Source organism: Mesorhizobium sp. 131-2-1 (assembly GCF_016756535.1).
In the GTDB taxonomy this organism is placed as follows: Bacteria; Pseudomonadota; Alphaproteobacteria; order Rhizobiales; family Rhizobiaceae; genus Mesorhizobium.
In genome coordinates this window covers 6,343,758-6,369,458 of record NZ_AP023247.1, presented here as the reverse complement: position 1 = coordinate 6,369,458, position 25,701 = coordinate 6,343,758, and the positions used below count along the sequence as shown (strand labels likewise).

Annotated in this window: 20 protein-coding genes, 6 pseudogenes and 2 riboswitches; of the genes and pseudogenes, 10 read left to right on the top strand and 16 right to left on the bottom strand. The window is 60.8% G+C overall.

Going from position 1 to position 25,701, the window contains the following annotated elements:
• Positions 1-765: 765 nt before the first annotated feature.
• Positions 766-1,891: pseudogene (locus tag JG743_RS30665) on the bottom strand (1-aminocyclopropane-1-carboxylate deaminase).
• Between the two features lie 232 nt (positions 1,892-2,123).
• A pseudogene (locus JG743_RS30660) lies at positions 2,124-2,486 on the bottom strand (5-methyltetrahydropteroyltriglutamate--homocysteine S-methyltransferase); the annotation flags it as partial.
• A 115-nt stretch (positions 2,487-2,601) separates the two neighbouring features.
• Positions 2,602-2,725, bottom strand: a riboswitch (cobalamin riboswitch).
• A gap of 960 nt (positions 2,726-3,685) precedes the next feature.
• Here JG743_RS30660 and JG743_RS30655 point away from each other — a divergent pair.
• Positions 3,686-4,414 (top strand): LuxR family transcriptional regulator, encoded by a 729-nt coding sequence (locus JG743_RS30655; protein WP_202296127.1) that lies wholly within the window; start codon positions 3,686-3,688, stop codon positions 4,412-4,414.
• A gap of 296 nt (positions 4,415-4,710) precedes the next feature.
• On the opposite strand, the gene JG743_RS30650 is transcribed toward JG743_RS30655, so the two are convergent.
• Complete coding sequence (locus JG743_RS30650; RefSeq protein ID WP_202296126.1) at positions 4,711-4,992, bottom strand: DNA -binding domain-containing protein; 282 nt, start codon at positions 4,990-4,992, stop codon at positions 4,711-4,713.
• Between the two features lie 116 nt (positions 4,993-5,108).
• Between JG743_RS30650 and JG743_RS30645 the strand changes: the two genes are divergently transcribed.
• Positions 5,109-5,342, top strand: coding sequence for a helix-turn-helix domain-containing protein (locus JG743_RS30645; protein ID WP_202296125.1), 234 nt, complete (start codon positions 5,109-5,111; stop codon positions 5,340-5,342).
• An 857-nt stretch (positions 5,343-6,199) separates the two neighbouring features.
• On the opposite strand, the pseudogene JG743_RS30640 reads toward JG743_RS30645, so the two are convergent.
• Together JG743_RS30640 and JG743_RS30635 are read right to left on the bottom strand one after the other, a co-directional pair.
• A pseudogene (locus JG743_RS30640) lies at positions 6,200-6,853 on the bottom strand (OmpW/AlkL family protein).
• 159 nt (positions 6,854-7,012) lie between these two features.
• Positions 7,013-8,338, bottom strand: a pseudogene (locus JG743_RS30635) (prolyl oligopeptidase family serine peptidase); the annotation flags it as partial.
• A 781-nt stretch (positions 8,339-9,119) separates the two neighbouring features.
• Here JG743_RS30635 and JG743_RS34840 point away from each other — a divergent pair.
• Together JG743_RS34840 and JG743_RS30630 are read left to right on the top strand one after the other, a co-directional pair.
• Positions 9,120-9,296 (top strand): annotated as a pseudogene (locus JG743_RS34840) (transcriptional regulator domain-containing protein); the annotation flags it as partial.
• Between the two features lie 115 nt (positions 9,297-9,411).
• Positions 9,412-9,927 (top strand): DUF2285 domain-containing protein, encoded by a 516-nt coding sequence (locus JG743_RS30630; protein WP_244672989.1) that lies wholly within the window; start codon positions 9,412-9,414, stop codon positions 9,925-9,927.
• Positions 9,928-10,432: 505 nt separating this feature from the next.
• Here JG743_RS30630 and JG743_RS34730 read toward each other — a convergent pair.
• The 6 genes from JG743_RS34730 to JG743_RS30605 all read right to left on the bottom strand — a co-directional run bounded on the left by JG743_RS34730 (position 10,433) and on the right by JG743_RS30605 (position 12,970).
• The gene (locus JG743_RS34730) at positions 10,433-10,699 is read right to left on the bottom strand and encodes a hypothetical protein (protein ID WP_202303188.1); all 267 of its coding nucleotides are present in this window, start codon (positions 10,697-10,699) and stop codon (positions 10,433-10,435) included.
• Positions 10,700-10,703: 4 nt separating this feature from the next.
• Positions 10,704-10,979 carry a hypothetical protein gene (locus JG743_RS34725; RefSeq protein WP_342215521.1) on the bottom strand — a complete coding sequence of 92 codons (276 nt, stop codon included), beginning with the start codon at positions 10,977-10,979 and terminating at the stop codon, positions 10,704-10,706.
• Positions 10,980-11,051: 72 nt separating this feature from the next.
• Positions 11,052-11,339 (bottom strand): hypothetical protein, encoded by a 288-nt coding sequence (locus JG743_RS34720; RefSeq protein ID WP_342215520.1) that lies wholly within the window; start codon positions 11,337-11,339, stop codon positions 11,052-11,054.
• Positions 11,336-11,506, bottom strand: a complete 171-nt coding sequence (locus JG743_RS30615) for an iron-sulfur cluster assembly scaffold protein (RefSeq protein WP_244672988.1) — start codon at positions 11,504-11,506, stop codon at positions 11,336-11,338. Before JG743_RS30615 ends, JG743_RS34720 begins: the two co-directional genes overlap by 4 nt.
• Before the next feature lie 27 nt (positions 11,507-11,533).
• Positions 11,534-11,854, bottom strand: coding sequence for a HesB/IscA family protein (locus tag JG743_RS30610; protein ID WP_202296123.1), 321 nt, complete (start codon positions 11,852-11,854; stop codon positions 11,534-11,536).
• A 951-nt stretch (positions 11,855-12,805) separates the two neighbouring features.
• Positions 12,806-12,970 (bottom strand): hypothetical protein, encoded by a 165-nt coding sequence (locus JG743_RS30605; RefSeq protein ID WP_202296122.1) that lies wholly within the window; start codon positions 12,968-12,970, stop codon positions 12,806-12,808.
• A gap of 197 nt (positions 12,971-13,167) precedes the next feature.
• Here JG743_RS30605 and JG743_RS30600 point away from each other — a divergent pair, with 197 nt between their 5' ends.
• The 4 genes from JG743_RS30600 to JG743_RS34640 all read left to right on the top strand — a co-directional run bounded on the left by JG743_RS30600 (position 13,168) and on the right by JG743_RS34640 (position 17,800).
• Positions 13,168-14,505, top strand: a complete 1,338-nt coding sequence (locus JG743_RS30600; protein WP_202296121.1) for a serine hydroxymethyltransferase — start codon at positions 13,168-13,170, stop codon at positions 14,503-14,505.
• A gap of 55 nt (positions 14,506-14,560) precedes the next feature.
• A complete protein-coding gene (metK, locus tag JG743_RS30595) occupies positions 14,561-15,736 on the top strand; it encodes a methionine adenosyltransferase (RefSeq protein ID WP_202296119.1) in 1,176 nt (391 codons plus the stop codon).
• A gap of 100 nt (positions 15,737-15,836) precedes the next feature.
• Positions 15,837-16,829, top strand: a complete 993-nt coding sequence (locus JG743_RS30590; protein WP_202296117.1) for an adenosine kinase — start codon at positions 15,837-15,839, stop codon at positions 16,827-16,829.
• Between the two features lie 371 nt (positions 16,830-17,200).
• Positions 17,201-17,800 (top strand): cold-shock protein, encoded by a 600-nt coding sequence (locus JG743_RS34640; protein WP_202296115.1) that lies wholly within the window; start codon positions 17,201-17,203, stop codon positions 17,798-17,800.
• Between the two features lie 257 nt (positions 17,801-18,057).
• Here JG743_RS34640 and JG743_RS30580 read toward each other — a convergent pair whose 3' ends face one another.
• Positions 18,058-18,522 (bottom strand): MucR family transcriptional regulator, encoded by a 465-nt coding sequence (locus JG743_RS30580; RefSeq protein WP_202296112.1) that lies wholly within the window; start codon positions 18,520-18,522, stop codon positions 18,058-18,060.
• Positions 18,523-18,763: 241 nt separating this feature from the next.
• On the opposite strand from JG743_RS30580, the gene JG743_RS30575 reads away from it, so the two are divergent.
• Together JG743_RS30575 and JG743_RS30570 are read left to right on the top strand one after the other, a co-directional pair.
• Positions 18,764-19,066: a DUF982 domain-containing protein gene (locus JG743_RS30575; protein ID WP_027033335.1), complete on the top strand. Its 303-nt coding sequence runs from the start codon at positions 18,764-18,766 to the stop codon at positions 19,064-19,066.
• 274 nt (positions 19,067-19,340) lie between these two features.
• A complete protein-coding gene (locus JG743_RS30570) occupies positions 19,341-19,589 on the top strand; it encodes a DUF982 domain-containing protein (protein WP_202296110.1) in 249 nt (82 codons plus the stop codon).
• Between the two features lie 724 nt (positions 19,590-20,313).
• On the opposite strand, the gene metE is transcribed toward JG743_RS30570, so the two are convergent.
• The 4 genes and pseudogenes from metE to JG743_RS30550 form a co-directional block, all read right to left on the bottom strand.
• Complete coding sequence (gene metE / locus JG743_RS30565; RefSeq protein WP_202296108.1) at positions 20,314-22,644, bottom strand: 5-methyltetrahydropteroyltriglutamate--homocysteine S-methyltransferase; 2,331 nt, start codon at positions 22,642-22,644, stop codon at positions 20,314-20,316.
• 116 nt (positions 22,645-22,760) lie between these two features.
• Positions 22,761-22,961, bottom strand: a riboswitch (cobalamin riboswitch).
• Between the two features lie 271 nt (positions 22,962-23,232).
• Positions 23,233-23,486, bottom strand: a pseudogene (locus JG743_RS30560) (cytochrome P450); the annotation flags it as partial.
• A 7-nt stretch (positions 23,487-23,493) separates the two neighbouring features.
• Entirely contained in the window at positions 23,494-24,726 is a 1,233-nt protein-coding gene (locus JG743_RS30555) for a cytochrome P450 family protein (protein ID WP_202296106.1), read from the bottom strand.
• Positions 24,727-24,816: 90 nt separating this feature from the next.
• Complete coding sequence (locus JG743_RS30550) at positions 24,817-25,476, bottom strand: OmpW/AlkL family protein (RefSeq protein ID WP_446720472.1); 660 nt, start codon at positions 25,474-25,476, stop codon at positions 24,817-24,819.
• Positions 25,477-25,701 lie beyond the last annotated feature (225 nt).

The window sequence follows — 25,701 nt, the reverse complement described above, 5'->3', positions numbered from 1 at the left end:
TTGCCATCGCAGTTGGATAGCGGATTGCAGTCATTGCGTGCACGCGGAAAGGTGGTGAGCGTTAAAAGCGCACCCGCAGCCCAAGCGACACGGCCTTTCCACTCCGGTGAAGCCTTGCACCCGAGGTCCAAGCCTTCCAGATCGCGTCGTCGATATCTTGGTCGGCTCGCATAACTTTGCACACTGCCATAGCCGCAGAAGTTCCCCCATCTTTTCCCGCTCTGGTTACCCAATCAGGTACGGGATCGCGTGAACCATCACGTGCGGCTTTCACTGCAACGATCCCCAGGCTCAGAGCCGAAAGACATAGCGCCGTCATAACCGAACTATCGAGGCAGAGCCTGCCTGGTGACCGCCAGTCTGAATGCCGCGAGATCGTGCCCACTGGCGTAGATGCTATGGGGCGAGCGGCGAGGGTGTGGCATCCTTCGGCGTTGTTGGATCCACCATCAGAAGGAGGCACCCCATGTCGCAGTCATTTGACGCGAGCCGGTCCCTTACCGCTCTTGAACAGGATAACACGGTCATCGCCGTCATCGAAATGAGCAAGGCGAAATGGCTGATTGCCGCGCTCGTACCGGGTCTCAAGCGCCAGCCCCTCAAGAAGATCGATGCTGACGCACCATCACTGTTGAAGCTGCTGCAGCGCTGGCGCGACGAAGCCGGCCAGGCTGGGCACACGATCAAGCGGATCGCCGTCACCTATGAGGCGGCTGGAGACGGCTTTTGGCTGGCGCGTCGGCTGTGGGCGCGCGACATCGAAGCCTATGCCATCCACCCCGCCAGCGTTGCGGTGTCGCGTGAGCACCGGCGCGCCAAAACCGATCGTCTCGACACGGAGCTTTTGATGCGCGTCTTCCTTGGCTGGCTGCGCGGGAATTGCTGGCGGGAACGTTCTGGACATCCTTCCTTGTAGGAGTAGCTGTAGCCATTGATGGCCGGCGCGCCACCGAGATGCGCGTAGAGAATCCTCGAGCCCTCGGGGAAGAAGCCTCTTCTAGTCAGATCGATCAGGCCGGACTTTCCCTCGTACACCGGATGGATGATCAAGGCCTCCGTGCGGGCCGCCAGCCGGATCGCGTCATTCGTGGCGTCCGAGGGAACGCCATAGGCGGGATGGGCATAGTCGGAATTGATAACGATTTCGTCCTCGCGCACGGGGCGGCCCAGCCCGACGAGAGCGGCGGTGTCGTCGACGATGCGGCGGACCTGGGCACGGGTCTGAGCGAGCGTGCCCGCGGCATCGATGCCGATCACCCGGTCGGCGCGGCCTTGCGCGGCGAAGTCGAGCCGGTCACAACACACACGATGATGTAGTCGAAAGCAAAGCCAAGCTCGGTTTCCTGCCTGGGCACCTCTTCGGCGAAGCCGACATAGCCCAGCCCGCCGAACTTGTACACCGAGGCGCCGGCCGGGATCGGATAGGGCTTGCCGCCGGCGTCCTTCACCGACTGAATAGCGTCCTCCCAGCTTTTGCGGATGTCGATATCAAAGCCGTCGTCGACAAGCCGGCTGTCCGCGCCCATCAGGCGCGTCAGCAGGATGTTGCCGACCCGGTCGTAGACCGCATCATGGTGCGGCATCCATTTCTCCTGGATCACCACGCACCTCATGCCGATCTTGGCCGCGTCGCCGCGACCAGGCGTGTATGATTCGACTGGACGCCGCCGATAGACACCAGCGTATCGGTGCCGATGCGAAGAGAGTCCGGCACGATGTATTCGAGCTTTCGCAGCTTGTTCCCGCCCATGGCGAAACCGGAATTGCAGTCGTCATGTTTTGCGTAAATCTGCACCTTTCCGCCCAACGCGGCGCTCAGGCGCGGCAGATGTTCGATCGGGGTCGGGCCGAAGGTCAGCGGATATCGTTCGAACTTCTCAAGAAGTGACATCTAAATGGCTCCAGTTCGATATCAGAAAAGTTATAGCGAATTCGCCCACTCCGTCTCCATCAGCCGCTCGGCGGGCGAAGCCAATCATCTCGCACAGGAGATCGGCATCAGATGTTCTCTCCATGAGCGCGCAGGTTAATCATGTCGCCGCGACCGGCGCTGCCTGTGGCGAGACGAGCCAATAAGGACTGCCCGACGCTATCGGGACCGGGACCAGGAGCACAGGGCAAGGCGCATGCTCCTGACCAGAGTCGCAATTCTCCGTCTGACCTTGGTTGCCGTGGGCCATGGCGAAATAGATGTCGAGTGGGACCTCGCCGCCATTCCGTGCGTAGCGGGACGGCAGGGCGCCGACAACGGCGGCGGTGTCGAGTACATGGTCGTAGAGCGAAAAGTCGTTCGACGGGATTTTCGACACACCGCGATCGCGCTGCTCCTCCCAGCTCGCGGCTCGGAGCGCCTTTGCCGTCGCGAGAAGCTCGGCAGCGCAAGACTATCCTGACCAATAGCTTTCAAGCGAGAATTTCAATTCCCGCCTACGACCAATACGCGGCACACCAAGCGTTGCTACAGGAATTTGCTGAGAGAGAGTCATGCGATACCCCGATGGTTGGCGTGGGGGGCAACGAAGGCGCCAGTAGGCCGATACGAACGCCGGGCTGCAGCGGCCACCGAGACACCCCGCCCGTGGACAATAGTTCGCCGTGGCAGGTCTCCTGGCTCGGGGGTCATAGCCTCTACCCGTCTTCCCGAGGCTGTTCGCCTCAGTGACATGAGTGGGGTCGGCTCGCCTCTAATAGTTGCGGGGGCAGCGCCGGCATCGACCGGCTTCCCGCTCCGCTGCGGAGATGGAAAAGCGGGGCGGGTGCTGGGCGGCCCGTTCGGTTGGCTCCAGTGGTCACGACCGGCGTGCTGTTTTCTACGATTGGGGCGACCTGGGCTGGCGGGCAGCCGTCCATAGTCACGATGACGAGACAAGCCAGGCGGTTGCTTTTTTAAGCGGCTCAAGAAGGGTCATCTCTACGCGATGTCTAGGTCTGTGATAGCCTGCGAAGCGCTGGCCGTTTTCGCAGGAATACTGCCTTATAGGACGCGATTGCGCCGTCCATTGCCGCACTTCCAAAATTAACCTAATGGCATCACTCCACCACTCTGGAGTCACGGATGATAGGCGCAACTTACAGGGGCTACACCGCCGGACCTTCCGCAAGATGATGGGAACGGCGCTTGGCTGTCGAAGCCGGAAACACTCGCGGCAATGTATACTGCGACCAGCGAGGAACTGGCAGGTGCAGCCTGTGAACTATGATGTCGACCAATGCGGTTGTAGTTCGCGAGAATCGCGCTTTTGCATGGACGGACTCAACCTTCACGAAACGCGTTCACGCGAGCTTTCATTTTCTGAGGCAATCGTCAGAAACGTGACCTTCCAGTCGAACCGGCGTACCACTCGTCCGCGTGCGCATTTATCCTAAAAAGGTCAAATCTGTATTTGAGCTTCGACCGAATGGAGCCCCTTCACCTGTACGGCCAGACCGCGAGAGCTTCCTCAGGCATCGCAGCGTCTACACCGAGGCAGGGAATTTCAGATCCGGTTGGGGGCACCATCCCGATTCAGCACGGCTGGACCTTATATGAAAGCACTTGGCTTGTGCCAATGTCTGAGGCCACTGGCGCCAGTTGGCGCGGTTTGCGGCAATGCTCTCGCAAGAGCGTCACGGACCTCTTCCGCACCGTCACCTTTCAAATGACACGTTGCCGGAGAGCCAAGGGAAGGAGCTGAAAAGGGGAGAGATGCAGACTGTCTTCGAGAGATTCTTGGAACGGCTTTCCGAAAGCGTCGATGAGGCTGATCTCCGCGGCGCCCTGGCCGATGTCGCCTCTGGACTCGATCTGCTCACTTTCGCCTATTTCTCCTTTTCCCCGCGGTCTGATGGCAAACCCACGCTGATCTCGAATTATCCGGCGCCCTGGACAGCACGTTATCTTGAGAACCGGTATCAGAGTGTTGACCCGGTCATCGTGCGCGCACGCAGTGGCGGATGCCCGTTTCGATGGCGATCCGATCTGAACGGCGAGGAGGCTGCAGGGGCTCAGGTTTTTGAAGAAGCGGCGCAGTTTGGCATCTGCTGCGGCATGACGATCCCGATTATCGACCGCCGAGGGAATTTTGCTGCGATAACCTTTGCCGCAGACAAGCCCGACGCTGTATTTTTTCGCGCCGCAGAACGCCACGAAGAAGGTCTCCGGTATATCGCGACCTGTTTTCATATGTTTGTTCGCCGCAAACTGTCCGCCGATCGAGTGATCGATGGTGTCCTGCTGACGCCGCGCGAATACGAGTGCCTGCAGTGGGCAGTACAAGGCAAGTCCGATTGGGAGATCGGCTGCATCCTCGGGATCACGCAGCGAACGGCCGCCTTTCATCTGGGCAACGCTCGCGGGAAGCTTGGGGTGACGACCACCAAGCAGGCAATTGGCCGCTTGGCCCGTTCGGCTTTTTTCGATTCACTGACAGGTTAGCTTCACGTGCGCGGCGGCGTTGAAGCGAAGCCCGTGGCGCTCAAGTACGTCCTGTGCTTACAGCGAATCGCTTGCCGGCTCGTTTCCGCCGAAAGCGGCTTCGTTTAAGCGTCGTTCTATGGGTCTCGACGGATCGCTCGCCGGACCTTCGCGTCGCGAGATCGTTGAAGTGCTGATCGGAAGGCGCATCCAAGCCGACTGAACGGCTGCATTCGGTGCGCGTCTCCGGCCCTGCGTTCAGGAATGGAGATTGTCGTGAGTTCCCTGCCTGAAAACGTGACAGTTCCAGCCGTGCGTCAGCCGGCGAACAGTTCCTTGTAGCCGGTCGTTACCATCCAGTTCGCCCGGTCGATATGGCTGCGAACAGCCTTGCGGGCGCGCACCGGTTCAAGGACGGGGTCGATGCCGAGAATGAGTTCGGCCATTTCCTCTACGCTGGCATTGTCGGCGCAGGCGTCGAGGATGCGCAGGTAAATGGTGGCATGCTGCCTGTCGTAAATCGTGATGCTGTCTGACCACGGGACGTCATCGAGCAGTGTCGAGCTTTCAGTCCCATCTGTTCCCGTCGATCGATTCATCTCTGCCGCGAACCTCGCCTGTTGATAGGTGGATTCAAGGCAGTATATCCCAAAATGGGATAATCCGGAACCGGGATTAGTGGCTGAGCCGGTCTTTATCTGACCGGTTCGGCTACATGCCCAAATCACTTCGATCTGCCCGCCACCAGCGGTTTCTGGCCCAGTTGATATCGCTGCGCAAGGCCAAAGGCATGACCCAGGCGCAGGTGGCCGAGAAGCTTGGCCGGCCGCAATCCTTCGTGGCCAAGTATGAGGGTGGAGAGCGGCGTCTCGATATCATTGAGTTTCTCGACGTAACTGCGGTGCTTGAGGCTGATCCTTGCGGGATTCTGTTGAGCCTGCGGTCATAGCTGGCGTCGGCGCCTCGCCGCGCAACGGCTGCCGGACCGCTTTTCTAAGGCAAAGCTCAGGCGTCTCAGCCATTCGGCTCCCGCCTGGCGCGGCTCGTCAGACCCGCGCGGCTCTTCTATGTTGGGCGTTTCCCGGCGGCGCAGGGTAGGCGGCACTCCCTTCTAGGCCTGCCGCGGCATCCCGCAACCCTTCACTCTCGCTTCGGGTCCTTCTCTTCGTTCCGGTCCTTCGGATGCGGTCCGCCTGGACGGCGGCCCTTACGGTCGCATTTGCCGCCCACCCCTTCCGTCCCGGCTCCGGGGAGCCGGATCGGCGAGCGGAGACAAACGATGCATGCAAGACTGAAGCGGACCGCCATCGCAGAGGCAGACAGGGGCAGGCTCGGCGTCAGGTTCTATCAGGAGGTCCCGCCCGCATCTTGCCGAGCTGAAGCCCGGCACCTCGCCGCGGGTCCCATGGAGCAGGGCGGAGGGCCGGCCTTAGGCTGCCCGAGCAATGCTTCCGGGACGCCAGCCACCGGAACTGCAGTAGAAGAACCGGCAGCTGGCAGCGTGGCAGAACAAGGCACACTTTGTCGTCGCGAAGGGGGGCCGTGCTCGCATTGCGCAGCCGCATAAGCTTCGACCTAGGTCGGGGAAACTGATGCCGCAAAGATGGCCGCCACATCCCCACCACAATGCCCAACGCCTTCCTGATCGAAAGCGCCTCTAGGCACTTCCATCTCACGTTAGTCGAGGCTCAAGAGGGCGGCCGCCCTGTCGACAACGCCTTATTCCTGCGCAGGGCGATCGTAAAAAGGGCGCACAAGGCGTTCATTTCAGATCAGCTATCAGCAAGCCGCCTTTGCCTTTGGGTATCAGAAGCGGTAGGTGAGACCTGCGCCTATGAGCCAGGGATGGAGCACAGCTCTCGGTCTGCATCTTGCCGTTCACAGTGACGTCGAAGTTTGGTTTCAGATAGAGCCTCTTCACGTCTAAATTCACGCCCCAGTGCTGATCCACCATGTTGTCGAAACCGACCTGCATTGCGGCGCCGGACGTGGGCTTAACCTTGAGAGCATCCGCGCTGCCGGCTTGGTGATGATAGAAGAACGTGTAGTTCACGCCGGCACCGACATAGGGCTGGAAGGCGCCGAAATCGGTAAAATGATACTGCAATGTCAGCGTGGCCGGCACCAGCCAAACCTTGCCGATATTGCCTAGCTGGCCGATCGAGCCCTGGCCTGTGATGTTGGTAAGGTGGTGCCGAGGATAACCTCGGCGGCGACGTTCTCGCGGAAGAAATAAGAGATATCAAGTTCCGGCGTCACAGTGTCCGAATAAGCAAGACCGGAGCCGGGCACCCCAGTGACGGAGCCAGAATCCTGCGTGATGGCCCCCAGCGCACGCAGGCGGATTTGCCAGTACGTATCCTCCTGCGGATCACACGGGATTTCTGGAAGGTCTGCCGCGATGGCCTGCCGTCCCAGCAGCATGAGGATGGGCCGCTGTTGCTCCCGGGCCACGCTCATTCGTATTGTTGCTGTGATATTGTCTCCTTGCTCTTCAGAATTGACAGATTCCACTGTGAGTGGTCCTGGTGTATTGTCTGAGATCTACAGAGCGTCGGCGCGCATATTTCGTAGACCGTACGCATTATTTGCGCCGTCCTCGCAGTCATCGCCCTGTACTCACATGTTCGAAGTTTGTTCTTGCCGGGCCCCCCGTCGTCCATGAACGCTATCGGCGTGCCACCCGATCGCGCTGCGAAGAAAACTGATCCCAAGACTGATGAATGCAGCTCGCTCCCGATTGTCCTTGCCATAGCCGTGCCCGCCTGCGACGGGCTCGTAAAAGTAAGCGGGATAGCCAAGAGCCTGCAGCTTTGCCGCCATCTTGCGCGCATGGCCCGGGTGGATGCGGTCGTCGCGTCTCATGGTGGCGATCAGGATAGGCGGATAGGGCTGTCCCGGCGTGGCAGTGTGATAGGCGGAGATCTCCTTCAGGAAAGCCCAATCGTTAGCCTTGCCGGGATCGCCAAATTCATCGATCCAGCCCGCGCCCGCCGGAGCTTGGTGTAGCGGCGCATATCAATAGGCGGGACTGTACAGAACAGCGCGCCGAAATGCTCAGGATAGCGGGTAAGCATGTTGGCGATCAGCAGGCCGCCATTTGAGCCGCCCTCGGCGGCAATCCGCCTCGGCAGCGTGATGCCCCTTCGCACGTGGTCGGCGGCAACGGCGGCGAAATCGTCATGGGCGAGACGCTTGCCCTCCCTCCGCCCGGCATCGTGCCAGCGGGTGCCGAACTCGCCGCCCCCACGGATGTTCGCCTCCACACACGTGCCGCCGCGCTCGAGCCACAGCTTGCCGAGCCAGGAATTATAGAAGGGCAGGAGCGATATGCCGAACCCGCCGTAGCCGGAAAGGTGAACCGGGGCATCTCCGTTCCCGTTGGTTGGGTCGACCTGCGTATAGGGGATCATCTCATGATCGATCGAGACTGCCTCGTGGCGCGCGACCACCAGGCCGGATGCGTCGAAATTCTCCGGACTGCGCTTCAGCATTACTGAGCGCTGAGAGGCGGCGCGGCGTTGAGATCGAACAGGAAAAGCTGCGGCGGGGTGACCGGGGTCCTGGGCGCGCGGTGAGGGGATCCGCGCCACGCTTCCACAGTCGCACGGTGCGGGCGTAACCGGAGCGGGTGGCCATGCCCCGACCAAGCGCACTGGAAAGCAGAAGCGTGTTGGGGTCGAGCCAATCAATGTCGCCCTTGGCTTCGGGGAGATTGAAACCGTCGGCAACAAAGCTGAGAGAGCTCAGGTCGAATTCGCGATGCACGACCGCATCGCTGCCGCCGCGCGACAGGCGCAGAACGGCTTTTTCTCGTCTCTCCGGCTCGATCGACGCACCACGCCAGATCCAGTCCTCTCCGTCGCTAGCCGCGAGCGCATCCAGATCGAGCAGTAGCTCCCATTGGGGATCCGCCTTCATCGATCGCATTCCTGAAGTCTGTCGATCACGCGAGCAAGCTGCATTCGGGCGAACACATGGCAGTGGTCGCTAGGATTCAGCTGCTGGCGAGCCGCCGTCCAAAGTGCAAGGTACGAGGGTCTGGAGACAGGGGAAGCTCCGGCTCCGCGTGCTATCTATGCGAGACGGCGAACGGTCGGCGATGTTTTGCTGACGCCGCGGATTGGCTACCCGCAAACAAAGGGCAGTGCGGTGGCAAGTCTGCGTGGAGCAATCGGCTGCCGCAGGAACAGGCGGAGCCTGGCCGCGCTCCATCTCCATGCCGCTCTCAAACAGCCGCCGTGGGCACCACCCAAAGGAGCGATTGCGCGCCTCGCCGGTTCGTTTTTGCGTTCGACTGAACAGTCGGCTTAACCTGTACAACTATACAGGCTGCCATGGCGTGAAACTTGGCCTCCAATGGCGGAAATTTCCCCTGAGGAGACCTGCCAATGACTGAGCTTATAGCGCCGGCGCTACGACAACTTTCCCACAAGGAGCGTGCAATCCACCGCCGCGCTACTGCGCCTTTAGGCCACGTCTTGACCGGCGCAGGAGCCGCTCACCGCTGTCAAATCGATCCCCTTGGCGTGCTCCGCCCTTGCTGGCTGTCGCTGCGCTGGCTCGACGGCCTGGTCACTATTTGCCACGCCTTATGCCCTCGACAGTGCCAATGGGACACGCTTCGACGAAATGCCGCCAACGACCGCTGGTGCCTTCGCCGCCGTTGCCTTGCCATGTGGCATAATATTTCGCCCTCCCTGGGCGCGGGCAGGGGAACGCCGTCATGCCTGCACTTCTCGTGACTGGCGCGGATGAGGCTGATTGGCGCGATGAAAGGTCGTACGACTACACCACTGGTCTGACGCCGCGCGAGTGGGCTTGGGAGTTCTTGCGCCGCAATCCAGCATTCCGGCGTGAAGTGACCGCTGCAAGCCAGCAGGCTAATGCTTTGTCCTACCACCCCTTTCTGGAGGTGGTCGCGTCGGCCGGCGACCTGTCGCGCTGGGGTGTCCTGTTTCGCCGAGTCTTATGGGCGCAATTCGCTCCTATTCTGGTCTCCGCCCTGGTGCTTCGATGTGCTGCCAGTCATTTCAGAAAAACTGTCAACCTCGTCGGCGGCAGCGCCGTTCGATCTCTCGGCATTGCGATGTCGTGCGACGGTCCTGCTGGCGCCCGACAAGCGCCAGCATGTTCTTCTTCGCGACACAGAGTATACGCTCCAGCTCGCCGTCTCTGGCGCGGATATCCTGCACCCTGTTTCCCTCCATACCGAGGCGATCTGGCCCGCGATGTTTTCGAAGCACCGCCTAAGGGCGCTCGAGTGCCTCAATGCTCTGAGTGTGGGTCAACATCTGCCTGGCCGCTTGTTTCCGCGGGAAAAACGCGGTCCCCGTTTGACCTTCGTTCTTCGTGCGCTCGACGGCTCACTTGCCGGGGCATCACATCGCGAGCTCGCCGAAGCTCTGGTTGGTCAACGGCGCGCCCATGCCGACTGGAGGGATCCTCGCGATCATCTGCGCGACCGCATTCGCCGCGCCGTCTCTCGTGGCCGCGCGCTCACGAATGGAGGGTACAGAGATTTCCTCACTTGAAAATGACAGTCCGCCCTGTGCGTCAGCCGGCGCAGCGAAAAAAGGTCACCACCACTTCGCCTGGTCGACCCGGCAGGGAACTGCCTTGCGGGTGCTTTGGTTCAGGCGTGGGTCGATGCCGAAAGGCACGTTCAGCATTGCCCGATAGCCGACAAATGTCGAGTACGCAACGTCGGGGAGAACCTGCCTCTCGGGGGTTTCTAAACGCTTTTTGGACCTGGCATGGTATATCCTGGCTGTTCAGCAAAACGCGCGAACTGAGTGGCCCACCGCCACGAAAGTCGCCGACTTACGCCACCTCCCAAGGCGTACCCGGCCCGGCAGCGAGCTCAGTCTCCTGCCGGGCATACCCTTCCAGACGTACTCGCGTTCAGGACATCAAATTAGAGGCGCAATGTTTCGCGTCCGACTATGCGGACTGGTGCCGAAAGGCAGTCGAGGATGCGGAACTTGCCGCTGCATCTGCGATGATTATGTGAACGAAGCGCAAGGGCTAGAAGAATTGTCAGACCTCGAGCGCGGTCGTTGTGGCTCCGTATTCACGGCAGCTACTATTTCGGCCATTGCCAACTCGAGATCCGCCTTTGGACAATGTGGAAAGGTTCGCTCGCAGCGTGGACTTAGCATCTTCATAGCTGATCCATGCGACGGAGCGGTGAAGCCAGCGCGGCAGGCGGGAACCGGTGGACAGACAAATTTCGCGCATCGCCAGGCGCTCGACAATCGCATCGGCCCACGCGCAGCCCTGGCGGGCGAAGGCGGCCTTGTGCAAGGCGTTATGCGGGCCAGGCTTTCCTTGGTGCCCTCGGACGGCCTCGAATACGGATGGGCGCCAAGAGTCTGCGCCGCCATGCAACCTCGGCGATCGCGTGAGGTTCGCGCTCGTTGGCGATGATTTCGGAGAGAAGCTGGGCGCGGATGCCCTCGACCGGCGGCTGATCGAAGCGGGGCCTGTTCTCCGCGAGCCTGATGAGATCGAAAGCGGCGTCCTGGCGCTCGGAAACCATGCGCATCGAGCCATAGATTCCGTCACGCCGCGCCTTGAAGCTCATCTCGGCCCCGGCATCATCGAGCTGCGCCTGAAAGGTATCGCTGTCGCCGCGCCTCGTCGAACAAGCCGGTCATCAAATTGGCAAGTCCCTCCTTACCGATCGGTCTTGGGTGGTGCCGCCGTCGAAGACTAAGTGGAGTGTGACGATCGGCAGCGTATGGTCTTCCACCAGCCAGGCGGTGATTCCCTTTTCGGATTTCACCTCCTGGATATTCACCGCAGCAGGCGCGGTGAGCGCCGGCAGGATGAGGAAAACAATTGCAAGGGAAGGAACAGCCAACCAGGAAGCGAAGCGCGCGTCCCTCCTGCAACAGGAAAAGGGCAATGCTTGTGCAATGGCGCTGCGGAGTTGGTTGGTCATCGCATCAATTCTCCCTGGGCAAGAGATAGCCAGTGGTCGAACTCGCCGCAGGCGACGGCGCCGACCTCGCCGGCCGCATTGGGCGTGTCCAAAGCGCCGACATTGTTCGGGTTGATGAAATAGAGCTTGTCGCTGAAGAGGTAAAAGTTGTCGGTGTCGTCCCGCATGGGCGCCGATCCCTGTCGTGATGGCGGCTAGCCGAAGGACTTGCCGCAGGCGCATTTGTCCCGCGCATTGGGATTGTCGAAGACAAAGCCCGAGGACGCCAGGCCCGTGACGAAGTCAACGGTCGTGCCGGCGAGATGGGGCTGGGAGTTTGCGTCGACGAACACCTTGAACCCGTCCGTCTCCATGATGGCATCCCCCTCGCGCGAGACGCTTTCCAGACCCATCAGGTATTTGACGCCGGCGCAGCCGCCCACCTCGACCATGATACGAAAGCCTTCCGCCGGCTCGTTGGCGCGGGAAAGCGCAGCCTTGACGGCGACGACGGCGTTTTCAGTGAGTGTGATCATGGGACTATTTTTTTTGCTAATGCGTTCGCAAGCCACTCTGCACAGAAGGTGCCAGAGAGGAAAATTCAATAAAGCCACTGGTTAGCGGATTTGGAGCCCTGTCTCACATCCAACAATTGTCGGATGTCGGACAGAGTGAACCTTGCGTACAAAAAGCGGCATCGGACACATCGCCAGTGGCGTCGCCTGAGCCAGCGTTTTCGATCACATGAATGTTGACCAGTGTAAGGGTGGGAACTCATGGTCGTGCTGCGCTCCAAAAGCCGCGCCATCGTGACCACGCAGTGCGGTGGCGAACACCGGGTGGTCGATAGCCGCATCGATCGCGCTTCCTCGAGGGCGCCGTCGATTCTGCGTCGGCTCGTGGGTGCCGAACACCGCTCGCGTGCTCGGCCCAGGGCCTGAACCTCGGGAGGGCCGACTGAGGGATTGTAGACGCCGCGAAGCCAGGGGTTGGCCAAACGCGCCGCCTAGGGAACAGCGTCGCTCGATCTGACGCGGTGGGGCTCCTGTTTCGCAAGCTCGTTGGCGCTGAGCGTCGCCACGACGGCTTTGCGGTCCTTCCGTGGCACGAAATCAAGTAAATGGCGGATCAGGTGCACCAGCAGGTTAGCACTGTCGCCTGGGAAAAAGGTGGCCGGTCGCCTCTCTCTTGGCCAAGCCGTTCGCCAGCCCGCCGTCTTACCAGCACCTCGCCAATCTCGTTGCGTTCTTGTTTAGGCCTCGCAACAGAGCCTTCAAAGAAATTCATGGAATCTTTGCGACCGCAAATCGCTGTCAATGGTAGGCTCACCACAAGTTTCGAGTTCAGCGGCGGCAAAGTCTGGTGTCGTTTTATGTTCCGCCGCCGAACAGCAATTGCGAAGAGCGCGAAATGACAAAGCCATCAGGTCGAGGGTTCGGTTCTTCTATTTGGCGTCGTGCTGACCAATGATGATACTTGTCGATCGCCTAATGACAGCAGCACACCTTGATCGCCTTCGGATCCTGGGCCTTTGCGCGCATGCCGACCTGACTGTCCGCGAACTGGCGGAGATTCTCGATCTTCGTCGGGAGCGTGTTGCGCGACACGTCCGGATGCTCGCCAGAGCCGACTTTCTTTGCGGCAACGGACAACGTCCTTTGTCCTCATATCATCTTAATGCAGGGGGCAAGGACGGAGGGTTGGTTCAATTCTTAGTCGATCTCCTGCCCCACGACGATGGGTGTCATAAGCGGGACCTGGAGCGGCTCGAGGCGGTACAAGACGCGTGGTCGAAGGGGACTGCTGCTTGTCGTGAAAAGATCTGCCTAAGGCGGAGCGCGAAACTACCATGAAGAACTCCGCTGACCTAGCCATCGCAGAGCCCGGCACATCTGGATGGTCTTCCTTGGTCCACGTCGATTGCCGCGTTCACGAACTGCTTCTACGACAGAGGCGGCAAGAGCGGACGATGCTCAAACTTATCGCATCTGAGAACTTTGCCTCCTCAGCCGTACTGGAAGCGACCGGCTCTATCTTCGCGAACAAGTATGCCGAGGGCTACCCGGGTGCGCGCTACTACGCGGGAAACGAGATCGTCGATGAGCTTGAGACCCTCGCGATCGAGCGCCTGAAAGCGCTGTTTGGCAGTGAGCACGCCAACGTCCAGCCTTATTCGGGCTCACCAGCCAACCAGGCAGTTTATCGCGCGCTTTTGAGCCCCCGTGACAAAGTCATGGGCTTGCCTTTACCTGAAGGCGGCCATCTGACTCATGGTTGGTCCGTCAACTTTTCCGGCACAGACTATCAACGCGTCCCCTATGGGCTGCACGAAAAGACGCAGCAAATTGACTATGACCGCTTGCGCGAGACCGCCAGGCGGGAACGGCCGAAACTGATTTGGGTCGGCGGAACTGCCTATCCGCGTGTCTTTGACTACGCGGCAATGGCAGAAATCGCTCTGGAGGCGAACTCTTATCTCGTGGCCGACATCGCCCACATCAGCGGCCTGATTGTCGCTGGAGCGCATCCGAATCCCGTGGTTCATTGCGACGTCGTCACCAGCACATCTCACAAGTCGATCCGCGGCCCCCGTGGAGGCTTTATTTTGTCGAAGAATGAAGATCGTTATCAGGCGCTCTATCATTCCACGAGCAAACACAATCTCGCCAAACGGATTGATCGCGCGGTGTTTCCTCAACTGCAAGGTGGGCCGCACATGAATACCATCGCCGCGCTCGCTGTTGCTTTGCAGGAAGCCGCGACCCCCTCTTTCCGCACCTACGGTCACCAGATCGTCAAGAATGCCAAGGCGCTGGCCGAGGCGCTTCTGGGTCGTGGTTATTATCTGGTCACCGGCGGGACTGACAATCACATGCTGATCCTTGATCTTCGGGACCGGCCGCTATCAGGCAAAGCCTATGCCGAGCGCCTGGCAAGGGCAGGCATCATTACGAACTTTAATATGGTGCCGGGCGACCCGCGCGACCCGACGGTCACAAGCGGAATCCGCTTGGGGTCGCCGGCAGTGACGTCCATGGGCATGCGTGAGGCGGAAATGGTGCAGATCGCCGCTTTCATTGACTCGGTCTGCCGCCAGCCCGACGACCAGGAAGTTCATGCGAGCGTACGAAGAGACGTCGCCGACTTCTGCACTGCGTTCGACGTCCCCGGCATCACCGACCCGTAAGCCACCCTAATCCAGAAACTCCCATCTAACTCCAACACTTGAAGCGAGGGATTTCATGACCAGGCAGTTCGTGTTCTCTTCCGAATCCGTCGGCGCGGGACACCCCGATAAGATGGCAGACAACATCTCCGATGCCATCCTCGATGCCATCCTCCGCACCGACCCGAAGGCGCGCGTCGCCTGTGAAGCGTTGGTGAAGTCTGGGATGGTCGTTCTGGCTGGCGAGATCACCAGCCACGCAGAGATCGATTACAGCCAAGTTGCCCGCGATACGATCCTCGATATTGGGTACGACGACGATGCCATCGGCTTTGATGGTCGACGGTGCGCCGTCGTTCTGGCTCTCTCCGAGCAGTCGCCCGACATAAGCCAGGGCGTTGATGAAGGACGAGGGCAGGATCTCGAGCAGGGGGCGGGGGATCAGGGCCTCATGTTTGGATTCGCATGCAACGAGACGGATACATTGATGCCCTTGCCGATCCAACTCGCTCACCACTTGACGAAAAGACAGGCAGAGGTCCGGAAAACGGGACAGCTTGGCTGGCTGCGTCCGGACGTGAAATCTCAAGTGTCCGTACGCTACGAGGGTCTCCGCCCGGTGGCGCTGAACACTATAGTCCTGTCAACGCAGCATGACGAGGCGGTCTCCCAAGATACAGTCCGCGAAGGCGTCATTGAGGAGATCATAAAACCGGTCCTGCCAACCCATCTGGATACTTCGGAGATCAGATTTCTGGTCAACCCAACAGGGCGGTTCGTGGTCGGTGGGCCTGCCGGCGACTGCGGCCTCACTGGACGCAAGATCATCGTCGATTCTTACGGTGGAACGGGGCGTCACGGCGGCGGCGCCTTTTCGGGCAAGGACCCATCCAAGGTTGACCGCTCGGCCGCCTATGCCGCCCGGTATGTCGCGAAGAATATCGTTGCCAGCGGACTTGCGGAGGTCTGCGAGGTTCAGCTTGCCTACGCGATCGGCGTGGCCAGTCCGGTTTCTGTGATGGTCAACACCTTCGGAACCGCAAGGATCGAGGAAAAAAGGATCGAGTGCCTTGTTCTTGAGCTTTTCGATCTCCGACCGAAAGGCATCATCAAGATGCTTGATCTCTTGCGCCCGATATACCGCAAGACCGCGACATACGGACACTTCGGCCGTGAAGAGCCTGAGTTCACCTGGGAGAAGACGGACAGAGCCGACGACTTGCTGCGTGAAGCAGGACCGGCAGCTGCGTGAGGGCCGCTGGATCAACCGCATGCGGCAACCCATTTCAACTCGCTAGACCCGCGCCTGGCCGGCATAGCAGAAAGCCGGTGGGTAGTTGGCGGAGACATTGATGCCGGATTATGACGTGCTTTGCATCGGCAATGCCATTGTCGACATCATCGCCCAATGCGACGAGGAATTCCTCGAGACCAACGGCATCATCAAGGGCGCGATGAACCTCATCGACACCCACCGCGCCGAATTGCTCTACAGCCGCATGGGTCCGGCGATCGAAGCCTCCGGCGGCAGCGCCGGCAACACGGCGGCCGGTGTTGCCTCCTTCGGCGGCCGCGCCGCCTTCTTCGGCAAGGTCTCCAACGATGGGCTGGGCGAAATCTACACGCACGACATCCGCGCACAGGGCGTCGCCTTCGACACCACGCCGCTTCAGGGTGAGCCGCCGACGGCACGCTCGATGATCTTCGTCACCCCCGATGGCGAACGCTCGATGAACACCTATCTCGGCGCCTGCGTCGAGCTCGGACCGGAGGATGTCGAGGCCGACAAGGCTTCGGGTGCGGCGGTCACCTATTTCGAGGGTTATCTGTGGGACCCGCCGCGCGCCAAGGAGGCGATCCGGCAGACGGCGAAACTCGCGCATGCGGCGGGCCGCGAAGTGTCGATGACGCTGTCGGATTCGTTCTGCGTCGACCGCTACCGCGACGAGTTCCTCGACCTGATGCGCTCCGGCACCGTCGACATCGTCTTTGCCAACAGTCACGAGATCAAATCGCTCTACCAGACCGCCTCTTTCGAAGAGGCGCTGGCCGCCATCCGCAAGGACTGCAAGATTGCCGCCGTCACCCGCTCGGAAGAAGGCTCGGTGATCGTGCGCGGCGACGAGACCGTGGTCATCCAGGCGACCGCCATCAAGGAACTGGTCGACACGACGGGCGCCGGCGACCTCTATGCCGCCGGGTTCCTGCATGGTTATACACAAGGCCGCGACCTCAAGACCTGCGGCGACCTTGGCTCCCTGGCGGCCGGATTGGTGATCCAGCAGATCGGTCCGAGGCCACGGCAGAATTTGCGCCGCGAGGCTAAGCAGGCGGGGTTGCTTTAGCCAGGCGACTCAACGACAAGCTGCCCGTCTCCCTCCTGCAGGCTGTGCGGGGAAAGTGCGCGTAAATCGAAAATGTGGATGCGCATTCGCGTGAGACGGCAGCCTGCGGCATGTCACGAACGAAACAGTTGATGGCGGTCTCGCCCTCCAGTGCGAACCTTATGCCGTGCGATAGGGAAGCGTTCGGATCAGAAGCTCGACCTGTTGCACATTGCTCACCCGCTATCGTCGACCTCGTGTGGTATAGGTCGGCCCGGATCGTGATGCGATCGAGCGGGTGAAGCGGCCAACTGGTGAATTGACATCAACGCATCGCCGATTGAGATTATCCTGCCAGGAGCGCAGTGCGTTGTTCAGCCAGTCGGACGATCATGGGCAAATACAAAGACCATCGTGAGCCACGCCGGCATCGTCATGACAATGACGCGGTTTCTTTTTCCGAACGGCCTTCCGAGCCAGGCTACTTTCAGCGTTCGTCCACTGTAACCGCGGATCCTGTCGACGCCGAAGTGGTGTGGTTCAACACCAGCAAGGGTTTTGGCTTTGTCAAATTGCAGGAGGGCATCGAGGCCTATCTGCACATCCGGGTGCTGGAGGCGGCTGGGAGCCGCGGTGTTTCCGAGGGAACGCGTCTGAAGGTCACAACGGAAGAAAGTCCAAGAGGTCATCAGGTCGCGCAAGTGCTGGAGGTCAGCGATCAGACCGCGAGAACTCAGCTACATACGCGTCGCACTGGAGAGTCCACCGCCGGGACGAGTGCCCAGGTGGAGAGCGAGGGCACGGTCAAGTGGTACAATCCCCAAAAGGGCTTCGGCTTCATTGCTCCTGAAAACGGTGAGAAGGACATCTTCGTTCATGCCACCGCGCTGACCCGCTCAGGACTGAGCATGCTGATGGAGGGTCAGAAGGTGTTTGTCCAATGCGGGCAGGGCAAGAAAGGCCTGGAAGTTCGGAGCATTCGCCTCGCTTAGAGCCAATGCGTCGGCCCTACCGAAATCGCGCCTCAGACAAAGAAAAAGCCCGCTACCGGGAGGAGGTGGCAGCGGGCTCGATTTAGAATGAGACGCGGGAGGAGGTGCGCCCCATTCAGCGTCGGCACCACATCTGGGAGGAGTAGATGGCCGACAACATGATCATACCGATCGCCACGGATATTGCAACGCACAAATTTTATCTCGCGAGTGCGAAATCATGCCGGGCCTGCTTCGTCGATCCTGAAAAATTGCGGTCAGGCTGCGGCTTTCTTGCGGGCACGCTTGGCAGGTGCCGGCGCTCCCGGTTCCTTCGGCTTGCGGCCCAGACCCATGGTCTTGGCCAATGCCGAGCGCGCCGCAGCGTAGTTCGGCGCCACCATGGGATAGTCCGCCGGCAGCTCCCATTTTGCGCGATATTCGTCGGGCGTAAGGCCATAGTGGGTAGCCAGGTGACGCTTGAGCGACTTGAACTTCTTACCGTCCTCAAGGCTGACAATATAATCGGGTGTAACCGATTTTCTGATCGGTACGGCAGGCTTGAGAGCTTCCGACTTTTCTGGTGCGGCACCACCAGCAGTGGCTTTCAATGCGATATGGATCTGGCCGATAAGCCCAGGCAGTTCACCGACGGGAACCGGATTGTTCGAAACATAGGCTGAGACGACATGGGCGGTGAGTTCGATGAGGCTGTCAGCTTTGCTCTCGGTTTCTTCGGTCATAAAAACGCTCCTGCGGGCTTAGACTAGGCGGTGAGAATCACTTCGTAGCTTAATAGTGACGACGGCGTTTGATGGCAACCAAAGCCATTGCAGGATGTGGCGGATCGATACACACCCGGCCGCAGGCGCGGATCTTCCTCTTGAACCGTCATCGCCCTGACAACACATTGTGTCAGGGTCGCCGTGTCGATGCGGCGCCTCTTCACCGCAAATTGGCTATTTAGAAAGTTGGGAGAAACCAATGAACGCTGAGGCTTTCAGCAGCCCGCTTTTCGTGAAGCGCGCAACGCACATCATCCAAGAGATTGCCGGCCTTGCGGATGCAATCGATTTTCTCAATGAATGGCCGGAAGACCGCAGAGACCTGATCCACGAAGCCGCCCTGAGGGCATGCTACGATGCATACGATGGGCGCAAGCCGGTAAGCACGGCGCGCAATGCCTTTTTCGGCTTTGCGAAGCGGGTCGCCATATTGGAAGATGCAACCTCCGCGATGCAGTGGATCGCCGCCTGCAGATCGGGCAGTGGAAAAGTGCAGGTGTAGACATCGACGACGTGTTTGAGACTGGCGAGGCGCGTCAAACAGTGCACTATGTCCAGGTTTCACAGCTAGACCACGCGAATGAGAAGCAGTTCCTCACCATCGACTGCACAACCGCAGATCGCACGCAAGCTGACCATGGCCGGACGCGCCTCATGGCGATCGCTTGGTCGTCAGTGGCCAGATTCGGCAGCCTAGATGCAGCGGTCGCGTTCGGCTGAGTAAAGAAATGCGACTCGGGCTGTTTGCCGCGTAGTGGCTGTGGAGGAGGGGAGAGATGACCGGCTTGATCAGATTTGAGAGGCAAGTCGTTGTTCAGCTTAGCCGCCGCAGCTCGGAGCGTATCGTGTTCGACGTCAACGACGCGGCCGCTATCTTGCTGCGGGATCTGCATCATGAGACCGATAAACGCAGAATAGCGATGGACGCCTGTCTGCAGGTGTTACGCGGTAAGACCCATCCCCCAGCCGCTCGACGAGCTTTCGTCGCAGCCGCACTCGAAGCACGCATTCTGCGCAGTGATTGAGATCTGGGACGCCGCTCGTGAATTTCGGCCGTCTGCACATCGCTATTGAGCGCGGTCCGAACACCCCTGCCGGCATCGGCCAGGAGCAAGCTAACCCCGCAATTTCCGCGACGGCTTTCCTGGTCCGGCGCCGGATCTTGACCATCAAAACACAAGGGGTCCGCCTGCCAGCTGCGGCCGCTCGGCTTCGCCGTCGCGGTGATCGTGATTGAAGCCAGAGGCAGACAGAGCCATCGAGCGGGAATTGGCCCGGTGCAGATGGCGGAGCGTCGATGCCGCTTCAACAGTCTCCGGAAGTACCGTATGAACCTTGCCCCAGCTTGGCCCTGCATCCGATCTCCCGCAACACGCTCCGCGGACCGGCGCCGCGTGATCGCTGATGCTTCTCCCGATGGTCGGGACCGGGGGGTTCGGCGACCAAGGTCGGGGAGACGATAGTGACACTGGATGATCCCAATACGGAATAATCCGAAACTGGCTGGCGGTGAGCCGTCTCGTTTCTGGCCGGCTCATTTGGGGCCCAAGCCTCCTTCGATCGCCAGCCAACGGCGGCCTCTGGAACAGCTGACTTCGACGCGCCATGACAAGGGCCTCGGCCAGGCCAAGGTTGCCGAGGCGCTTTCGTCACGGGCAGCTCGATTGCCTTGGGTGCGCCGGATGGACTCACCCCAAGATTGCCCGGTGTGTGGCGTTGCCGCTCACCGCCGGCGAGTGTCACCGAGCCCTACGCCGTCTGCGCTTTTTCCCGAATTGCGCGTGCTGCAGCCACCATATTCACCAGGGCAGGGCGGACCTCCTCCCACCTGCGCGTTTTGAGACCGCAGTCGGGATTCACCCACAGTTGGCCATCCGACAATCGCTCGCGCGCAAGCATGATGAGGTTGGAAATCTCGCCCACTTCCGGGACCCTCGGCGAGTGAATGTCATAGACGCCAGGACCGATCTCGTTCGGATACTTGAAGGTTCGCAGCGTATCGAGCAGTTCCATCTGCGAGCGCGAGGTTTCAATGGAGATCACATCGGCATCCATTGCGGCAATCGCGTCCACGATATCGCCGAACTCGGAGTAGCACATATGGGTGTGGATCTGGGTCGCATCGCCGACGGCCGTTGAAGCCAGCCGGAAGCATTCGACGGCCCAGTCGAGATAGGCCTGCCACTCGGCCTCGCGCAGCGGCAAGCCCTCGCGCAGTGCGGCTTCGTCGATCTGGATCATCCTGGCGCCGGCCTTTTCGAGGTCGCTCACTTCATCGCGAATGGCGAGCGCGACTTGGCGGCAGACGGCTGAGCGCGGAAGGTCGTCTCGGACGAAGGACCAGTTGAGGATCGTCACCGGGCCGGTAAGCATGCCCTTCACCGGCTTTGGCGTCAGCGACTGGGCGTATCGCCACCAGTGTAGTGTCATCGGATTTTGTCGCGACACATCGCCAATGATGATCGGGGGTCGCACAAAGCGCGAGCCATAGCTCTGCACCCACCCATGCTGCGTGAAGGCAAAGCCGCGGAGCTGCTCAGCGAAATACTGCACCATATCGTTGCGCTCGAATTCGCCGTGGACCAGCACGTCGAGTCCGATCTCTTCTTGCCAGCGAACGGCGGCTTCTATCTCTTTTTTCAGGAAGGCCTCATAGTCGACGTAACTCAGCTCGCCCTTGGCATGGGCTGCCCGCGCCTTGCGAACCTCGGCTGTTTGCGGGAAGGAGCCGATCGTCGTGGTGGGGAAGGATGGCAAGCCAAACGTGTCGCCCTGAAGCTTGGAGCGCACGTCGAATGCGCTCTTCCGGCGCGTCATGGCGACCTTGATGCTGGCGACCCGACCTTCGACGAGCGGATCATGCACCTTAGCGGATGTCGCGCGAGCGGCGGCAGCCTCAGCCGACGCCTCTAGTTCGGCGGCGACCGCGTCCCGGCCTTCAGCCAGGGCACGGGCGAGCACGACCAGCTCGTCGGTTTTTTGCGCCGCGAAGGCGAGCCACGATTTCACATCCGCATCGAGTGCCGTCTCTATGTCCAGGTCGATCGGCACATGCAGCATCGAGCAGGACGGGGCGATCTCCACGCGGTCCAGCGGCCAACCGGCGACGATCGGTTTGATGCGGTCAAGCATGGCAGGCAGGTTCGCGCGCCAAACGTTGCGGCCGTCGATCAGCCCGAGCGAGAGCACAAGTTCCTTCCGCGCGAGCCGGCCGACGGTGTCCAACTGCTCTGGAGCGCGCACGAGATCGACGTGCAGTCCCGCCACGGGCAGAGAAATTGCGGTCTCGAGATTGTCTCCCAGCGATCCGAAATAGGTAGCAACCATGATCTTCAACTCGGGTGCTGCTTTCGACAGCCGGCAGTAGGCGAATTGGAGCGCATCCCGTTCGTTGGGGACCAGATCGAGCACGAGCGCCGGCTCATCGATCTGCACCCAATCGGCTCCCGCGAGCTTCAGCCTCCGCAGAAGCTCCTCGTAGACGGGCAGCAGCCGTGGCAGGAGCGCGATAGGGTTGAAACCTTCCTCAGGTGACTTCGCCAACTTGAGAAAGCTAACCGGTCCAAGCAGGACCGGGCGCGTGTGGATGCCGAGCGCCTTGGCCTCGAGGAAATGATCGACCGGTTTCGCCGACGAGAGGGCAAAGCTCTGATCGTCCGTAAGTTCCGGCACAATGTAGTGATAGTTGGTGTCGAACCATTTGGTCATTTCCATCGCGGCAAGGCCATGCCCGTTGGCCGCATGCTCGTCACCGGCATGTCCACAATCAGCGGCCTGACCTTGGTCGCCGCGCGCCATGGCGAAATAGGTATCGAGTGGGACCTCGCCGTCAGTCCAGACGTATCGTGCCGGCACGGCGCCGACCATGATGACGGTGTCGAGCACATGGTCATAAAGCGAGAAATCGTTGGACGGGATTTTCGACACGCCGTGATCGTGCTGCTCCCTCCAGCTGGCGGCGCGTAGCGCCTTCGCCGTCGCGAGCAGGTCGGCAGCGGGAGATTTTCCGGACCAGTAGCTTTCAAGCGCGAATTTCAGTTCCCGCCGTCGACCGATACGCGGCACGCCGAGCGTTGCCACAGGAATTTGTTGAGAGACAGTCATGCCATACCCCGATGGTTGGGGCGTGGGGACAAGGAACGCGCGAGCAGGCGGCACGAAGCCGGGCTACCGCGACCTCCGAGACACCCCGCCCGTGGACGTTGTTCGTCGTGGCAGGTCTCCTGGCTCGCGGGTCAAAGCCTCTGCCCGTCTTCCCGAGGCCGTTCGCCTCAGTGACACCAATGGGCTTGGCTCGCCGCTAACAGTTGCGGGGGCAGCGCCGGCATCCCACCGGCTTCCCTCTTAGCTCCGCTTACGGCAGTGCCGCGCGGAGAACCACGACATGCGCACAATCACAGCCGCTTCGCTCCTTGTCAATACATATAACGAGATGTTTATGTGATGATGCGAATATGCCCTTGTGCTGACCGGTCTCTTTCGCCCAAAGCCGCATACGATGCGGCCTCTCATCAGTGTAGGCTCGGCGAGGTTCTTGTCCCCATCGGCGACGCCATCAGATCGAGGTCGCCGGGCTCAAGGGCGTAAAGTCGGGCCAGGTCTTCACGGTCCGCCGGGAATCCCGGTAGTTGTTCCCCGCTCGGCTTCGCTCAGCGTGCTTGCGCATTCGCCCATCAGCGCGCTGATGACCACGTCCGGTAGCGGAAAGGAGAGGTGGCGCCTCAGGTCGGCGGGCTGGGGCTGGGCCTCCAGCGTCTCGAACAACTGCGCGGCGATCGCCTCCACCTGCTGCGCGAGCAGCTTCACCCTGCGATTGCTGAAGGCTGCGCTACGATCGTGCGTAACCGGTCATGCTCGCCCCCTCGTTGCGAGACCAGCCACCCCGGCGAACCGAGAATCACCGAATCCGGGGTGAATGCCGCACTCTCTCTAAGTGACGGAAGGGCGGAAGCTGACCGGCAGGCGCTGTGGGCAGCGAATGACGTAAGACGGCATATAGATGACGTCCTCCGCGGCGATGGTCAGTGCCAGATCCTCCAGTCGCCCGAACAGCGCGGGGAAGGCGCAGCGCAATTCCAGGCGCGCCAGCGCAGCGCCCAGGCAGGAATGCGGCCCCTCGCCGAATGACAGGTGTGGGTTGTGCCGCCGGGTGACATCGAACCTGTCGGCGCCGGGACCGAAGGCCTTTTCGTCCCGGTTCGCCGCATGGAACGCCATCAGGACGGCATCGCCGCGGCGGACCATGCATCCGTCGATCTCCACGTCCTGGGTGGCATAGCGGAACGGCAGATTGGCCGCTGAGCTGCCCCAGCGCAGGATCTCCTCGATCGCCTGTGACCACGGAACTTGGCCGCTGCGCACCAGGTGCAGTTGCTGCGGATGCGTCAGAAATGCCAGCACGCCATTTCCGATGACGCCGGCGGTGGTCACGAAGCCCGCAGAGAGCACCATGAACAGCATGTCGATGAGCTCGGTGTCGGAAACGAGCTCGCCATTGTCACGCGCGACGATCAGGGCCGAAGCCAGATCATCGCCGAGCTGGCCCCGCTTGAGCGCGATCAGGCGACGGAAGAACTCCGGGATGCGCTGCCGCGTCTGTCGCACCTCTTCGGCTGTGGCGGAGGTGTTGGCCAGGCTGTAGGTGAGCGCGACGATCTCTTCGCGCTGTTCGTCCGGCAAACCGAACAGTTCGGCGATCACGTTGGTGGGCAGCGGAGCGGCGAACTCGCTCACCAGATCGGCACTGCCGCCGCGCTGCGCCATCTCGGCCAGGAGTCGATCGACGCATTGTTCGACCCGTGGCGCCAGCAAGGCGATACGACTGGGCGCGAAGCTGCTGGACAGCAGGCCGCGCAAGCGCCGGTGATCGGCGCCGTGCGCCGTGGTCATGTTGTCCACTTTGCATATCCCGATCAGCGGATGATCCTCGGGAATCTCGCCGTCCTGCAGCGCCCGCCACTGTCGCCAGTCCTTGTTGAAACGCTGGTCGGAAAGCATCTGCCTGAGCGTCTGGTGACGGGCTGCCGCCCAGGTCACCACATCGCCTGGCAGCGACACTCGCGCCATCCCCCCCTGCCGCAGAATCGCAGAAGAAAGACGATCAAGTTGCGTGGGAGCGGCCGGCACACCGATCACGTCGCAATGATCGTTTTCTACGCGCATGCCAACAACTCCTTTAAGAACCATCGCGGGTCCACTTCTCGGCACGGAAGATCCGCGCGCGGACTTCGAAAAGTGCCCCGTGCTTCGTCCTCAGAAGCGGTAGGTGAGACCTGCGCCTATCACCCAGGGATCGAGCTTGGCCTTGCCCGTGAGCTTGGTGCCGGCGACAGTGACGTCGAAGTCGGGCTCAAGGAAAAGCTTCTTCACGTCGAAATTGACGCCCCAGTGCTGATCTACCATGTAGTCGAATCCAACCTGCAGCGCGGCGCCGAATGTGTTCTTGACCTTGAGATCATCGGCGCTGCCGACTTGCTGATGATAGAAGATCGTATAGTTCACGCCGGCGCCGACATAGGGCTCGAAGGCGCCGAAATCGGTAAAATGATACTGCAATGTGAGCGTGGGCGGCAGCAGCCAAACCTTGCCGACCTCGCCCAGCCCGCCGATCGCACCTTGGCCATCGATGTTGGCATAGGTGGTGCCGAGTATGAGTTCGGCGGCGATGTTGTCCGTGAAGAAATATGAGATATCGAGTTCCGGCGTCACGGTGTCCGAATATGAAAGACCGGAGCCGGGCACCGCATTGACATAGCCCGAATCCTCGGTGATCACCCCCAACGCACGCAGACGGATCTGCCAGGGGCTTGGCGCTTCCGCGACGCAGGCTTCTGCCTGCGGGACGCTCGCGGCTTGATGAACATCTGCCGCGCCGGCCTGTCCCGCAACGATGAGGACGACAGCCGCTGTCATTGCCCGCGCCACGCCAATTCGCGCTCTCGCCATACTTTTCTCTCCTTGATCTTCAGAAGCGACGCACTGCGCCTTGATTGAATCCTGCTCGCATCAATCGAGATTGACGGAGCGCTCATGCGGGATAGCCCCCGCATGTGTCGTGCCAAATGAGAAAATCGTTGCAGAACAATGCGGTCACTCCGATAGCGCTGTGTCTCATGTCCGACTTCGTCGAAGATCCGA

Coding starts and splice junctions, on each gene's coding strand:
- JG743_RS30645 (WP_202296125.1), top strand. CDS start 5,109: ATGCCCAAATCACTTCGATCTGCCCGCCACCAGCGGTTTCTGGCCCAG.
- JG743_RS34720 (WP_342215520.1), bottom strand. CDS start 11,339: ATGACCAACCAACTCCGCAGCGCCATTGCACAAGCATTGCCCTTTTCC.
- JG743_RS34640 (WP_202296115.1), top strand. CDS start 17,201: ATGGGCAAATACAAAGACCATCGTGAGCCACGCCGGCATCGTCATGAC.
- metK (WP_202296119.1), top strand. CDS start 14,561: ATGACCAGGCAGTTCGTGTTCTCTTCCGAATCCGTCGGCGCGGGACAC.
- JG743_RS30600 (WP_202296121.1), top strand. CDS start 13,168: ATGAAGAACTCCGCTGACCTAGCCATCGCAGAGCCCGGCACATCTGGA.
- JG743_RS30650 (WP_202296126.1), bottom strand. CDS start 4,992: ATGAATCGATCGACGGGAACAGATGGGACTGAAAGCTCGACACTGCTC.
- JG743_RS30550 (WP_446720472.1), bottom strand. CDS start 25,476: ATGACAGCGGCTGTCGTCCTCATCGTTGCGGGACAGGCCGGCGCGGCA.
- JG743_RS34725 (WP_342215521.1), bottom strand. CDS start 10,979: ATGAGCTTCAAGGCGCGGCGTGACGGAATCTATGGCTCGATGCGCATG.
- JG743_RS30610 (WP_202296123.1), bottom strand. CDS start 11,854: ATGATCACACTCACTGAAAACGCCGTCGTCGCCGTCAAGGCTGCGCTT.
- JG743_RS30555 (WP_202296106.1), bottom strand. CDS start 24,726: ATGCGCGTAGAAAACGATCATTGCGACGTGATCGGTGTGCCGGCCGCT.
- JG743_RS30615 (WP_244672988.1), bottom strand. CDS start 11,506: ATGCGGGACGACACCGACAACTTTTACCTCTTCAGCGACAAGCTCTAT.
- JG743_RS30570 (WP_202296110.1), top strand. CDS start 19,341: ATGACCGGCTTGATCAGATTTGAGAGGCAAGTCGTTGTTCAGCTTAGC.
- JG743_RS30590 (WP_202296117.1), top strand. CDS start 15,837: ATGCCGGATTATGACGTGCTTTGCATCGGCAATGCCATTGTCGACATC.
- JG743_RS30655 (WP_202296127.1), top strand. CDS start 3,686: ATGCAGACTGTCTTCGAGAGATTCTTGGAACGGCTTTCCGAAAGCGTC.
- JG743_RS30580 (WP_202296112.1), bottom strand. CDS start 18,522: ATGACCGAAGAAACCGAGAGCAAAGCTGACAGCCTCATCGAACTCACC.
- JG743_RS30575 (WP_027033335.1), top strand. CDS start 18,764: ATGAACGCTGAGGCTTTCAGCAGCCCGCTTTTCGTGAAGCGCGCAACG.